The 12,247-nt window shown below is 71.8% G+C and carries 15 protein-coding genes; 3 read left to right on the top strand and 12 right to left on the bottom strand.

Annotated features, from left to right (window positions below):
• Positions 1-8: 8 nt before the first annotated feature.
• The 4 genes from O7622_RS04830 to O7622_RS04815 all read right to left on the bottom strand — a co-directional run bounded on the left by O7622_RS04830 (position 9) and on the right by O7622_RS04815 (position 4,266).
• Positions 9-278 carry a DUF6458 family protein gene (locus O7622_RS04830; protein WP_013283345.1) on the bottom strand — a complete coding sequence of 90 codons (270 nt, stop codon included), beginning with the start codon at positions 276-278 and terminating at the stop codon, positions 9-11.
• A gap of 185 nt (positions 279-463) precedes the next feature.
• Entirely contained in the window at positions 464-2,320 is a 1,857-nt protein-coding gene (locus O7622_RS04825) for an acyl-CoA dehydrogenase (RefSeq protein ID WP_282312037.1), read from the bottom strand.
• Positions 2,321-2,440: 120 nt separating this feature from the next.
• Positions 2,441-3,565 carry a PP2C family protein-serine/threonine phosphatase gene (locus tag O7622_RS04820; protein ID WP_091330479.1) on the bottom strand — a complete coding sequence of 375 codons (1,125 nt, stop codon included), beginning with the start codon at positions 3,563-3,565 and terminating at the stop codon, positions 2,441-2,443.
• A 68-nt stretch (positions 3,566-3,633) separates the two neighbouring features.
• Positions 3,634-4,266, bottom strand: coding sequence for a septal ring lytic transglycosylase RlpA family protein (locus O7622_RS04815; RefSeq protein ID WP_282312036.1), 633 nt, complete (start codon positions 4,264-4,266; stop codon positions 3,634-3,636).
• Positions 4,267-4,426: 160 nt separating this feature from the next.
• Here O7622_RS04815 and O7622_RS04810 point away from each other — a divergent pair, with 160 nt between their 5' ends.
• Entirely contained in the window at positions 4,427-4,975 is a 549-nt protein-coding gene (locus O7622_RS04810) for a phosphoribosyltransferase family protein (RefSeq protein WP_282312035.1), read from the top strand.
• A 53-nt stretch (positions 4,976-5,028) separates the two neighbouring features.
• A complete protein-coding gene (locus O7622_RS04805) occupies positions 5,029-5,262 on the top strand; it encodes a hypothetical protein (protein ID WP_282312034.1) in 234 nt (77 codons plus the stop codon).
• On the opposite strand, the gene O7622_RS04800 is transcribed toward O7622_RS04805, so the two are convergent.
• The 4 genes from O7622_RS04800 to O7622_RS04785 all read right to left on the bottom strand — a co-directional run bounded on the left by O7622_RS04800 (position 5,259) and on the right by O7622_RS04785 (position 8,813).
• On the bottom strand, positions 5,259-6,170 hold the full coding sequence (locus tag O7622_RS04800; RefSeq protein WP_282314041.1) for an LLM class flavin-dependent oxidoreductase: 912 nt from the start codon (positions 6,168-6,170) through the stop codon (positions 5,259-5,261). The genes O7622_RS04805 and O7622_RS04800 overlap by 4 nt on opposite strands.
• Before the next feature lie 20 nt (positions 6,171-6,190).
• Positions 6,191-7,243, bottom strand: a complete 1,053-nt coding sequence (locus O7622_RS04795; RefSeq protein WP_282312033.1) for a MerR family transcriptional regulator — start codon at positions 7,241-7,243, stop codon at positions 6,191-6,193.
• A gap of 77 nt (positions 7,244-7,320) precedes the next feature.
• Positions 7,321-7,887 (bottom strand): NUDIX domain-containing protein, encoded by a 567-nt coding sequence (locus O7622_RS04790; RefSeq protein WP_282312032.1) that lies wholly within the window; start codon positions 7,885-7,887, stop codon positions 7,321-7,323.
• A gap of 32 nt (positions 7,888-7,919) precedes the next feature.
• A complete protein-coding gene (locus O7622_RS04785) occupies positions 7,920-8,813 on the bottom strand; it encodes a LysR substrate-binding domain-containing protein (protein WP_282312031.1) in 894 nt (297 codons plus the stop codon).
• 91 nt (positions 8,814-8,904) lie between these two features.
• Here O7622_RS04785 and O7622_RS04780 point away from each other — a divergent pair, with 91 nt between their 5' ends.
• Entirely contained in the window at positions 8,905-9,129 is a 225-nt protein-coding gene (locus tag O7622_RS04780; protein WP_282312030.1) for a hypothetical protein, read from the top strand.
• Here the strand turns inward: O7622_RS04780 and O7622_RS04775 are convergent.
• The 4 genes from O7622_RS04775 to O7622_RS04760 all read right to left on the bottom strand — a co-directional run bounded on the left by O7622_RS04775 (position 9,108) and on the right by O7622_RS04760 (position 12,038).
• Positions 9,108-10,070, bottom strand: a complete 963-nt coding sequence (locus O7622_RS04775; protein WP_282312029.1) for an alpha/beta hydrolase — start codon at positions 10,068-10,070, stop codon at positions 9,108-9,110. The two genes, O7622_RS04780 and O7622_RS04775, sit on opposite strands and share 22 nt — an antisense overlap.
• 97 nt (positions 10,071-10,167) lie before the next feature.
• Complete coding sequence (locus tag O7622_RS04770; protein WP_282312028.1) at positions 10,168-11,013, bottom strand: helix-turn-helix domain-containing protein; 846 nt, start codon at positions 11,011-11,013, stop codon at positions 10,168-10,170.
• A 49-nt stretch (positions 11,014-11,062) separates the two neighbouring features.
• Positions 11,063-11,530 (bottom strand): hypothetical protein, encoded by a 468-nt coding sequence (locus O7622_RS04765; protein WP_282312027.1) that lies wholly within the window; start codon positions 11,528-11,530, stop codon positions 11,063-11,065.
• An 88-nt stretch (positions 11,531-11,618) separates the two neighbouring features.
• Positions 11,619-12,038, bottom strand: a complete 420-nt coding sequence (locus O7622_RS04760; protein ID WP_282312026.1) for a hypothetical protein — start codon at positions 12,036-12,038, stop codon at positions 11,619-11,621.
• Between the last annotated feature and the right edge of the window lie 209 nt (positions 12,039-12,247).

Raw genomic sequence — 12,247 nt, 5'->3', positions numbered from 1 at the left:
ACGCGGCGTCAGGACGGCGGCGCAGTCGGCGGCGGCGGATCGGGCGGCGGCGGCATCATCGCTGTGGGATGCGAGAGCCGGTTCTCCTCCACGATCAGCGTGCGGGCCCGCTTGCGGCGGTCCTGCCAGAACCACAGCGTGGTCAGCAGGACACCCAGCCCGGCCAGGATGAACACCCAGCCGACCGCGCGCAGGTCGATCCACCAGACGTTGGCCCGGATGGCGAAGGTCATGATCGCGCCGAGCGCGATGAGAAAGATGGCGCTACCAATGCCCATGTGCGCTGCACTCCCCCGTGCGATGGCCTTGGGCGTACTCCGGTCGTGGTCCGCGACGGTTACCCGCCACCGGGCCGCCTATCCACCCCGGGCACACGCATGACGACGGCCGGCGGGCACCAGCCCGCCGGCCGTCGTCATGAGGGGGAGAGTGACGCTTCAGGGGTGAAAGCCCCCGGAAGGGCTCAGAAAGCCTCCTCCGGGAGGTCCATGATCTCCAGGTCGGCGCCCTCGATGATCCGCCGGTCGGCGCCGACGCGGGGCAGCACCTCGCGGGCGAAGAACCGGGCCGCGGCGATCTTGCCGGTGTAGAAGGACTTGTCGGCAGCGGAGACCTCGCCGGCCAGCGCCTTCAGCGCCACGTCCGCCTGCTTCTGCAGCAGCCAGCCGACCACCAGGTCGCCGATCGCCAGCAGGAACCGGCGGCTGCCCAGGCCGACCTTGTAGAGCGCGCGGGTGTCGCCGCCCTGGGCCTCGCCCAGCCAGCCGGTCATCACGCCGAGGATGTTCTGGATCTCGGCGAGCGCCTTGCCGAGCGCCTGACGCTCCTCCTTGAGCTGGCCGTTGCCGGCCTCGGAGGCGATGTGCTCCTGGATCTCGGCGGCGACCGCCATCAGGGCCTTGCCGTTGTCCCGGACGATCTTCCGGAAGATCAGGTCGAGGCTCTGGATCGCGGTGGTGCCCTCGTACAGGGTGTCGATCTTGGCGTCCCGGACGTACTGCTCCAGCGGGTAGTCCTGGAGGAAGCCGGAGCCGCCGTACGTCTGCAGCGACTCGTGGCCGAGCAGCTCGTACGCCCGCTCCGAACCGACGCCCTTGACCAGCGGCAGGAGCAGGTCGTTGACGCGCTTCGCCAGCTTGGTGGCCTTCTCGTCACCGGCCGCCTCGGCGATCGCGACCTTGTCCTGCCAGCTCGCGGTGTAGCAGACGAGCGCGCGCAGGCCCTCGGCGTACGACTTCTGCAGCAGCAGCGAGCGGCGCACGTCCGGGTGGTGGGTGATGGTCACCCGCGGGGCGGTCTTGTCGGCCATCTGGGTGAGGTCGGCGCCCTGCACCCGGTTCTTGGCGTACTCCAGGGCGTTCAGGTAGCCGGTGGAGAGCGTGGCGATCGCCTTGGTGCCGACCATCATCCGGGCGTACTCGATGATCATGAACATCTGGCGGATGCCGTCGTGCTTCTCGCCCAGCAGCCAGCCCTTGGCCGGTACGCCGTGCTCGCCGAAGGTCACCTCGCAGGTGTTCGAGACCTTCAGGCCCATTTTGTGCTCGACGTTCGTCGCGTAGACGCCGTTGCGCTCGCCCAGCTCGCCGGTCTCGGCGTCGAAGTGGTACTTCGGCACGACGAACAGCGACAGGCCCTTGGTGCCCGGGCCGCCGACGCCCTCGACGCCGACCGGACGGGCCAGCACGTAGTGGACGATGTTGTCGCTCAGGTCGTGCTCACCGGAGGTGATGAAGCGCTTCACGCCCTCGATGTGCCACGAGCCGTCCGGCTGCTGGATCGCCCGGGTACGGCCGGCGCCCACGTCGGAGCCGGCGTCCGGCTCGGTGAGGACCATGGTCGAGCCCCACTGCTTCTCGATGAACAGCCGGGCCCACTTCTTCTGCTCCTCGGTGCCCTCGACGTGCAGCACGTGCGCGAAGGACGGGCCGGAGGCGTACATCCAGATCGGGGCGTTGGCGCCGAGCACCAGCTCGGCGAGCGACCACCAGAGGGCGCGCGGGGCGTTGGTGCCGCCCAGGGTCTCCGGCAGGTCCAGGCGCCAGAACTCGGAGTCCATGAACGCCTTGTACGACTTCTTGAACGACTCCGGCAGCGGCGCCGTGAACGTCGCCGGGTCGAAGACCGGCGGGTTGCGGTCGCTGTCCGAGTAGCTGGCGGCCAGGTCCTCGCGGGCGAGGCGGTCGACCTCGGAGAGGAAGCTACGGGCGGTGTCGACGTCCAGGTCCGTGTACGGCGCCTGGCCGAACGTCCGGTCCGCCCCGAAGACCTCGAACAGGTTGAACTCGAGGTCCCGCACGTTGCTCTTGTAGTGGGTCATGCTCGCTGGCCCCGCTTCCCGGACAGGTGTTACCGATCAGTAACTCCAGACTGTATTACTCACCGGTAGGCAACGACAAGCCGATCTCGGAAGTGACAGCGATTACACACTTCCCGTTCATCAGTCGGCGGCGCCGACCTCCCAGCTCGGAACCGGGGTGGCGGTGGTGCTGCGCGGCCCGACGTACTCCATCAGGACCAGCGCGATGTCGTCGTCGAGCCGGCCGTGCACCCACTCGACCAGGGCGGTCTCCAGCGAGGCCAGCCCGTCCGCGACGGTGCCGTGGCCGAGCAGCCGCCAGGCCCGGTCGGCGGTGGGGAAGAACTCGCCGTCCCGGCGCGCCTCGCCCAGCCCGTCGGTGAACAGCAGCAGCCGGTCGCCCGGTTCCAGCCGCTCCACCCGGGGCCGGACCACGGGCATGAAGCCGAGCGGGGGCGCGGGCGCGGGCGGCTCCAGCGGGATCACCGCACCCCGGCGCAGCAGCAACGGCGAGGGGTGCCCGCAGTTGACGATGGTGAGCGTGCCGCCGCGCTCCTCGATCAGTGCGGCGGTGACGAAGTCCTCGTCGCCGACGTTGCGGGCCACCGCGCGATCCAGGTCGGTCACCACGGCGCGCAGGTCGGCCCGCTCGTACGCGACGTGCCGGTAGGAGCCGAGCACGATGCTGGCCAGGCGGACCGCGTCCAGTCCCTTGCCCCGTACGTCACCGATGATCATGCGGACGCCGTACGGGGTGTCCATCACCTCGTACAGGTCGCCGCCGATCTCGGCCGTCGCGGTGGAGGAGATGTACCGGGCGGCCACCGCGAGCGTGCCGACCTGCGGGCCGAGCGGTCGCAGCACCGCCTGCTGGGCGACCGAGGCGAGCCGGGACAACTCCGCGATCCGGTCCGCCTGGCGCTGGCGTATCGCCGCCGTGGCAGCAGCGATAGCGGTGGCCACCCCGACGGCTGTCACGTTGACCACTGTCACCAGCGGGCTACCCCGTTCGGCGACCGCGAAGCCGATCCCGATGGCGGTGGCCAGGCCGCCGACCGCGAGCACCACCCGCCAGGACGCCAGTGCCGCCGCGAGGAGCGGCGCGACGACCATCAGCGCGAGGTAGTGCGCCGGGCGGCCGTCGGCCATCTCCACGGCGGCCACGATCGCGAGCAGCGCGAGGGCCGCGCCGAGACCGGCGCGGGATCCGGGACTCAGCGGGCCTCGGCCCGGCTGGAAGGGTTGCGTGCGTACATCGGACAGCATGCCTGATGGACGTGAACGGGAGAATGAACCTGGCCCGTCGGTCATGGAAGTTCTGCCCGAGTGGCCGGTCAGCCGAGCACCTCGTACCGGACGTTGACGTGGCCGAGGCTGGTGGCGGCGATGGTCGCGAACGCGGCGCGGGACAGGTCCAGGCACCGGCCGTCGATGAACGGGCCACGGTCGTTGATCCGCACCACCACCGACTTGCCGTTGGCCGGGTTGGTGACCCGGACCTTGGTATTGAACGGCAGCGTCTTGTGCGCGGCGGTCAGCGCGTCCGGGTTGAACGTCTCGCCGTTCGCCGTCATCTGACCCTCGGCGTAGAAGGAGGCGCCGCAGGAGCCGCTGTCCACGACCTTCGGGCTGCTCGTCTTCTTCGCCGTCGGCGACGGCGCGGCGGTCCGGGCCTTGCTCCGGGAGGCCGCCTGGGTGCGGCTCGCCTTCGGACTCGGGGTGGCCTTCGGCGACGGGCTGAGGCTCGCGCCCGGCGAGGCGGACGCGCTCGGCGAGGGGGCGGCCGACGTGGGGGCGGGCGTGCTGGGCAGCGTCTCGGCCACGGCCGGCTCGGCGGGCGGCTCGGCGGAGGTGAGCCGCACGGCGCCGACGGTACCGCCGACCGCGAGCGCCACGCCGACCGCCGCGGTCGCGGCGATGGCGGCGGGCGAGGAGAACTTGCGGGTACGAAGGTGCCTAGCAGCCACCGGCCCGGTCCTTTCGTCAACTGAACAAACCGGCCCGGACCGTAACGAGAGAAGCACTTCCGAAGTCAACGTGATCATGGTGCTATGCCCGTATTTACCCTGGTACGTGTAGCCGATCACGCCACTGTCGATCGGCCGAACGGCCCACCGATCCGCCAGGATGGAAACCGTGCTGAGTCGTCGCCTGGTCGAGCTGTTCGAGTGGATCGACCCCGGCCCGGGCAGCACCCACCTGGTCAGCGACATCTCCGGCTGGTGGCGTGACCCCGACGTGCTGGCCCAGGTCGGGCCGGCCCTGGCCGGACTGTTCCCCGACGATCACCCGACCGTCGTGATCGCCCCCGAGGTGACCGGGCTACTGCTCGGCCCACTGGTGGCGGTCGCCGCCGGAGCCGGTTTCCTGCCCGCGTACAAGGACGGCGGCGAGCGACGCCGGGCCGGGCCGACGCGCTGGGCGCAGACGCCTCCCGACTACCGGGGACGGCGGCTGCGGGTCGGCGTGGACGGCCGGCGGCTGAACCCCGGCGACCGGGTGCTGCTCGTCGACGACTGGGTCGACACCGGCGCGCAACTGGACGCGCTGTGCCGGGTCGTCCGCGACGCCGGGGCCGCCCTGATCGGGGCCGCCGCACTGGTCGCGACCTGCCCGCCCGCGGTCGCCGAACGGCTGACGTTGCGCGCCCTGGTCACCGGCGACCAGTTGCCGTGAGACGACGGTGAACCGGGTGAGCGACGGCGGTACGGTGCCGTAGCGTCGGCAGCATGTGGCCCCGCATCGGTGGATTGCGCGCACTCGCCCTCGGCACGCCCGGTGAGCTGCGTACCCGGCTCAACACCCTCGTGCTCTCCGGCGTGAAGACCGACCGGTCGATCGAGGAGTGGCGCGAGGGCCACGGCGCCTACTGGGCCCGGCAGGGCACACCGGTCACCGAGGACACAGCCGTCGTCCGCCTCCGGTTCCGGGTGGTCTCCACCGAGGGCAGCGTCGGCACCTAACCGGCCCGGCGCAGCTCCGGCAGCAACGCCGCCGCCTCCACCAGCACGGCCTCGTCGCCCGCGTACCAGCTGCTGGCCCGGGGCCAGTGCGTCACCACGTCGGTGAAACCCAGCCGGGCCGCCCGGGCCACCTGCTCGGCGAGGAAGTCGGCGCTGGTGAGCGAGAACACCGGTGCCGAGTCGAGCGACAGGTAGCGGTCGAGTGTCGCCGGGTCACGGCCGGCCTCCGCCAGCGTCCGCGTCATCCGCTCGGACAACTCCGCCACGGTGCCCCACCACGCCTCGACGTCGTCGCCGCCGAGCCCGGTGGTGACCCAGCCCTGCCCGAACCGGGCGGCCAGCCGCATCGAGCGGGGACCGTTCGCGGCCATCACGAACGGCACCCGGGGCTGCTGGACGCACCCCGGGTTGTTGCGCGCGTCCACGGCGGTGAACCACTCCCCGCGCCAGGTCGTGCCGTCCTCCCGCAGAATCAGGTCGAGCAACTCGGTGAACTCGGCGAACCGGTCGACGCGCTGCCGGGGCGGCAGCGTCTCGCCGCCGAGCACCGCCGAGTCGAAACCGATGCCGCCCGCGCCGAGGCCGAGCAGCACCCGGCCGTCCGACACGTCGTCGAGCGCGGTCACCTGCCGGGCGAACGCCGCCGGGTGCCGGAAGTTCGGCGACGCCACGAGCGTCCCGAGCTTCACCCGGGACGTCACGCCGGCCGCCGCGGTGAGCGTCGTCCACGAGTCGAACCACGGCCCGTCGACCAGGTCACGCCAGCCCAGGTGGTCGTAGGTCCAGGCGTGGTCGAAGCCCCACTCGTCCACCTGGGCCCACCGCCGACGCGCTTCCGACCACCGCTGGTCGGGCAGGATCACGATGCCGATTCGCATGATCGCCAGGGTACGACCCGGGCCGGACATCCCGGCCCGGGTCGCGGGGATCACGTCGCGAGGTCGGCGACCACGCAGGCGATGTTGTCCGGCGCGCCGGCCGCGTACGCCAGCTCGACCAGGCGCTCGACGGCGGCCGCCGGATCGTCCGCCTCCGCCAGCGCGGCGTGCAGCGCGCCCGGGTCCACCACGGCGGAGAGGCCGTCGGAGCAGAGCAGGTAGCGGTCGCCGGGCAGCGCGGTCCGCAGCGCCAGGTCCGCCTCCACCTCGGCGCCCGCGCCGAGCGCCCGGGCCAGCAGCGCCCGCTGCGGATGCGATCCCGCCTCGGCCGGGGTGAGCCGTCCCTGGTCGACGAGCGTCTGCACGTACGTGTGGTCCTGGGTGAGCCGGGACAGCTCGCCGCCGCGCAGCAGGTACGCCCGGCTGTCCCCGACGTGCACCAGCGCGAGCCGGGTGCCACGCCGCACGAGCGCGGTGAGCGTGGTGGCTGGCTGGTCGGTGCCGGTGGCGTGCGCGCGTACCGCCCGATCGGCCCGGGTCACCGCGTCGGCCAGCGCGGCGAGCAGGTCGGCCTGCGAGTCGTCCGCCTGCTCCAGCGGCCGCAGCGCGTCCACCGCCACCGCACTGGCAGCGGACCCGGCCGGACCGCGCACGCCGTCGGCGACCGCGAGCAGCGCCGCGCTCGCGTACGCGGTGTCCTCGTTGGAGTCGCGGACCGTGCCCGTCTCGCAGCGCGTCGCGTACCGGAAGGTGGTCTCGGACATGGTGGTGCCCCTCTCGCTGAGCCTGTCGGCGAGGAGCGCGACGGCCCGGCCGCGCGCCGCGGTGTCCGCGCTGACCCGCCGCCACCAGGCGTCGAGCGCCTCGGCGGCGGCGGCGGGCGGCAGACCGCAGACGGTACGGATCTCGGCCAGCGGCATCCCGGCCCGGCGCAGCCCGGCGATCAGCCGCGCCCGGTCCGCCTGCTCCGGCGCGTAGTAGCGGTAGCCCGAGTGCGGGTCCACAGCGGCCGGGGGCAGCAGCCCGCAGTCGTCGTAGATGCGCAGCGCCTTGGCGCTCAGGCCGGTCGCCCGGGCGAACGCGCCGATGGTCAGCAGTCGCACCGTGTCCTCCCTCGCGCTCCTCGTGCCGGTCACCGCGACCGGCACCGATCACGCTGGGCCTTGCCGCAGGGGACGGGTCAAGGCGTCGCTGCCGCCAGTTTGGTCAGCATCCGGCCCAGATGCGGCTCGACCGTGCCGGTCGGCGCCTCGTCCACCTCGGCCGGCGTCCACCAGCGGATGCCGGCGAACTCCACCTGATCGGGCGTGAACCGCTGGTCACGGTGCGCGTCCAACACGTACCAGAGGCTCACGTCGGTGTGCCGGTGCTCGGGCGGGCCGACCGTCTCGGTGACGGTGAGGAACGCCGGGCGCTCGCCGAACGGCGGCGCGAAGACCGCCGCGACGCCCAGTTCCTCCCGCAGCTCGCGGCGCACCGTGTCGGCCGGGTGCTCGCCGGGCTCGACGTGACCGCCGCTCGGCAGCCACATGCCCGCGAGGCGGTGGTCGACCAGCAGCACCGCGCCGTCGACCGGGTCGCGGAGCAGGAAGTACGCGACCAGGTGCGGCGACGGCGTACGCGGCTTGGCCCGGCGGAAGATGTCATCAGTGCCGGCCAGCCAGGCCAGTGCCGCCTCCCGGTGCCGCGCCTCCAGATCGTCTCCCGGCGGCAGTTCCTCGACCAGTGCTCGGATCTCGTCCCGCATCCCGCCGATGCTGCCAGCCGGGTACGACGAGGTCAGTCCGGCGGCAGCGGGTTGGCGTCGGCAGCCGCGCGGACGAACTCACGTACCCGGGACGTGGTGTTCCCGGCCGGCCACACCGGACCGCGACTGATCGGCGGCGCGTCGTGGATCGGCACGTAGGCCAGGTCGGGACGGGCGTGGAACTGGCGGGCCTGCTCACCCACCGGAAGCACCCCGCGCCCCATCGCGACGAGCGCCAGCATCTCGGAGAAGGTGCCGCCCACCGGGCCCTTCGGCACCGGGCGGCCCGCCGGGGTGCGGTCCGGCGTGCGGTCCTGCTTGAACGCGGTCGAGGTCACCGCCGGGTACTGCACCACCGGATGGTCGCCCAGCACCTCCAGCGACACCGACTCCTCGGCCGCGAGCGGATGATCAGCGGCCACCGCGAGCACCCGGCGCTCGCGCAGCAGCACCGGGCCGTCCGCCATGCCGTCGAAGGGGTACGAGGCGATCAGCACGTCGATGGTGCCGTCCAGCAGGCTCGACCGGGTGCTGGCCAGCGGCGCCTCGTGCACGTGCACCGCGCAGTCCGGGTGGCGCTCGGTGAACAGGGCCACCGCGCGCAGCAGCACCGGAGCTGTCGACTCACCCACGTACGCCACCCGCAGCTCGCCGGTGAGCCCGCGCCCGGCGTCGACGGCCCGTTGCACAGCCGCCTCGATCCCGGCCACCAGCGGGCGCATCTCCTCGGCCAGGCGGACGCCGATCGGGGTGAGCCGGACGACCCGGCTGGTCCGCTCGAACAGCGGTGCGCCGATGCGGCGTTCCAGCTTGCGCACCACGCGGCTGACCCGGCCGGTGCTCACCCGCAGCCGCTCGGCGGTCCGCCCGAAATGCAGTTCCCCGGCCAGGGTCAGGAACGTCTCGACCTCGTACCGCTCCAGCACCGGAGCACCTCCGTCGTTGCCTCCGGGTCAACGATCGTAGTCCGGATCAGACCCGGCCACGACCCCCAACTCATCGCCGACGTGTGACGTGATGGATTTCGCGGAACCGGTTATCGACGGGCGGATCGACATCGATCGCAACGACCTCGAAGACGCCCTCAACGAGGCTCTCGTCGGGCACGGCGAGGTGACCGGCGCCGGAACGGGCGAGCACAGCTCCCACCTCGATGTCGACGTTCGGGTGACAGCGGACAGGCGAGCCGTCCCGGATGCCGTCTTCGGGATGCTCGCCGCTCAGCTTCGCGGCACCGCGTGAAGGCGGCTGCGCAGGAAGGCGACTATCTCGCGACGCGCCGGCCGGGCGGCCGGCACCAGGCCTGGAGTGCTCAGGAAGGTGTGGGTGGCCTTCGGGTAGCAGGTCAGGCGAGCGTCGGTGCCGTCCTCGCGAAGTCGCTCGACGTAGCGGCTTCCCTGGTCGGCCAGCGGGTCCAGTGCGGCGGTGACGACAAGTGTCGGTGGCAGTCCGGCGAGGTCGTCGAACTTGACGGGTGACACGCTGCGCGGGTCGAGGGTGGGTGGCACGCCCACCTTGCGGGCTGCGCGTAGCCGGGACACCGACAGAGCGGGATTGTCGGCGTTCTCCGTGATGGAGGGGTACCCGGTCATGCTCTCCGTCCAGTCCGTGCCCGGGTAGAGCAGCACCTGGGCACGCAGCGGCAGGCCGTCCTTGCGGGCACGCAGGGCGATGAGTCCGGCGATCGTGCCACCGGCGCTCTCGCCCATGACCGCGACGGCTGCGGGATCGACGTCCCACCGGGCGGCATCTTCGACGAGCCGGACAACGGTGTCGTAGCCGTCGTCGATCGGCTGGGGCAGCGGGTGCTCCGGGGCGAGGCGGTACTCCACCGAGACGACCACCGCCGGGCACCGCGCCGCGAGGTGGCTGTTGAGCCAGTCGTTCTGGGCGGCGGTACCCGCGAAGAAACCTCCGCCGTGGAACGAGACGACCAGCGGCAGGCTCCGGCCGATGTCCTTCGGACGGTGCACCCGCAGCGTCAGACGGCGACCGGGAAGATCGATCGAGGTGTCCTCGATGCGTGCGCGGCGGTCCGGGAACCCGGTGATGATCCGTGCGACACGAGACGATGCGGCGCGGTTGGCCTTCTCGCGCGCGGCGATCACCTGATCGTCGGTCAGGGCCTCCCAGTCCAGGGTGTCCTTCAGGATCCGGGTGCCCAGTGGAGCCTTGCCTCTCATGGTGTCCTCCGGGATGCAGACGCTGTGAGCCCACTGTCACAGCCGATGCATGCCGCTGGATTGAACGAATGTCAGGACGGACTCCGACGGCCCGGCGTCAGGGCCGGACGGGCCAGGCGACATCGTCGACGGCGAGGAACGGTGCGCCTGCCACGGTCGCGGGCGTCGCTCCGGTGAAGGTCATGACGTCGCGATGGAGGTGGGACTGGTCGGCGTAACCGCTGTCCGCCGCCGCCGCTGCGGCGCTGTGACCCGCGGCGAGGCGATGGGCCGCATCATCGAACCGGATGAGCTGGGCGGCGCGCTTGGGGGTGAGACCGATCTGGGAGCGGAACCGAGCCCACAGCCGTTTGCGGCTCCACCCGACCTCGGCCGCCAGCCGTTCGACCCGCACCTGCCCCCGGCCGGCCACCATCCGCCTCCAGCAGAAGGCGACCTCAGCATCGACCGCCCGGCCCGCGTCGTGACGTCGGGCCACAGCCGCCTCGGCTATCGCGAACCGGTCGTCCCAGGATCGGGCGGCGCGCAGCCGCTCCTGGATTCGCGCGGCGTCTCGCCCCCAGAGGTCGTCGAGGGCTGTCACGGCCCCGCTCAGCTCCGATGCGGCACCCAGGACCGCGTGCGCGATCACGGGCGACAGCCGCACCTGGAGGCATGCGAAGCTTCCGGCCTGTCCTCGTCCTTGAGCGCCGTGGGGTGGCGCGAGTCCGGCGGTGACGCAGCCTCGCTGTTGCCCTCCGGCACCGTCGTCGACGACGAGCGGCTGGTCGCCGAGGTCGAAGATCATCATGATTGCGGGGTGCGGCACGACTTCAACCTCGACCGGGGCGTCAGCCCGATCGCTGAAACCCGCCATGGCGACTCCCGCCAACCGGCCCGGTCGGGCCGGGACCGCGATATCCCAGGCGGGCGAACCGGAGCGCTCCGGCTCGGTAGGTCGCACGTCACGATGGTACGTGTCGTCTCAGCCGGCTCCGCAGATCCGCCTTGGCCTAGGCGCCCCGGGACGCGTGAGCAGCCCAGGTGGTGAGCCGCCGCGTCAGGTCCGCGAGCCACGTCCGGTACTCGTGGCGCAACTGCGCATCGACGCCCACCGGTACGCCTGCCGGAAGCTCCGCCCAGAACTCCTGGGTGAGACAACACGAGTCGGGCCCCAGCGGCACAACGGTGAGCACGCCGCCGCTGGAATATCCGACAGTCAACGTACGGGTGACGGCACGACGCCCCGGTTCGACCTCAACGACCTCGTGCATGACCCCCAGTCGACCGTCGGGGCTCCGATGCACGAACGCCTGGATCTCGCCGACTCCCTTCGGGCCGGGCAGCGTCACGCCCAGCTCCGTCGAGTCGTCCAGCACCACCGACGAGGACGGATCCTCCATGAAGCCGAAGGCCGCCTCCGCACTCGTCGGCAGGTCGACGGTGGCCGCCTCCCGCACCTGGACCGCAGTCGCCGTCACCCTGATCAACCGTAGACGCGAGCGCACGCCGCATTGTGTCAGTCGATCCGCCGACGGTGGGGGCGAGATCAGCGTTACGGCGCCCTCGCTAGCGGGCTCCGCCCGGTGCGAACACGGCATAGAAGTACCGGAGGTTGTCCTCCGGACCGTTCTCCAGTCGCTTGAAGACCTTCGAGATCGGATTGCACCAGCCCTGCCCGGCGAACTCGACCACCATGGGCCATCCGACGACGGCCAGTTCGTCTGCCGCCGTTGCGCGCCACCGTCCACCCGCATGCCGGGTCAGCACCTCGCCGACATAGCAACCGAAGCCGAAGAGAGTCTCCGCCACCTGCCCAGCGGTGAGGCCCTCGGCCCGAAAGCCGTCGAGGATGGCGTCCACGGACGTCAGGCTGTCCGGCGTGTAGTCCAGGTGCACACCGCTGACCTGGGCCGCTGACACCACGATGTCGCCCGCGAACCGGGCTGCGTTCTCCGGGACGGGCGCGTACTTCAGGCGCAGTTGCACGGTTCTCTCCGTTGATCAACAGATGGGGATCGCGCGATCGTACCGACGACGGCCGACAAGCAGTGGCCTCGCGCCCGGCTCACAGGACATCCACATGGGTCAGAATGTGCCGACGACGATCTCCACCGACGGCACGGTTCGGCTCCGGATCTGACGGCTGTACTCGATATGGGGTTCTCTCGCCACGAGCCAGCCACCGGGCTCCGACG

Source organism: Micromonospora sp. WMMD1076 (genome assembly GCF_029581475.1).
GTDB lineage: Bacteria > Actinomycetota > Actinomycetes > Mycobacteriales > Micromonosporaceae > Micromonospora > Micromonospora aurantiaca.
Note: the sequence above shows the minus strand (reverse complement) of the source record. Positions and strands in the feature narration are given on the sequence as shown.

Bases quoted from the DNA above. Each gene is read 5' to 3' on its own strand.
- O7622_RS04790 (WP_282312032.1), bottom strand. From the start codon at position 7,887: ATGCGGGACGAGATCCGAGCACTGGTCGAGGAACTGCCGCCGGGAGAC.
- O7622_RS04775 (WP_282312029.1), bottom strand. From the start codon at position 10,070: ATGAGAGGCAAGGCTCCACTGGGCACCCGGATCCTGAAGGACACCCTG.
- O7622_RS04825 (WP_282312037.1), bottom strand. From the start codon at position 2,320: ATGACCCACTACAAGAGCAACGTGCGGGACCTCGAGTTCAACCTGTTC.
- O7622_RS04805 (WP_282312034.1), top strand. From the start codon at position 5,029: ATGTGGCCCCGCATCGGTGGATTGCGCGCACTCGCCCTCGGCACGCCC.
- O7622_RS04780 (WP_282312030.1), top strand. From the start codon at position 8,905: ATGGATTTCGCGGAACCGGTTATCGACGGGCGGATCGACATCGATCGC.
- O7622_RS04800 (WP_282314041.1), bottom strand. From the start codon at position 6,170: ATGTCCGGCCCGGGTCGTACCCTGGCGATCATGCGAATCGGCATCGTG.
- O7622_RS04810 (WP_282312035.1), top strand. From the start codon at position 4,427: ATGGAAACCGTGCTGAGTCGTCGCCTGGTCGAGCTGTTCGAGTGGATC.
- O7622_RS04820 (WP_091330479.1), bottom strand. From the start codon at position 3,565: ATGCTGTCCGATGTACGCACGCAACCCTTCCAGCCGGGCCGAGGCCCG.
- O7622_RS04830 (WP_013283345.1), bottom strand. From the start codon at position 278: ATGGGCATTGGTAGCGCCATCTTTCTCATCGCGCTCGGCGCGATCATG.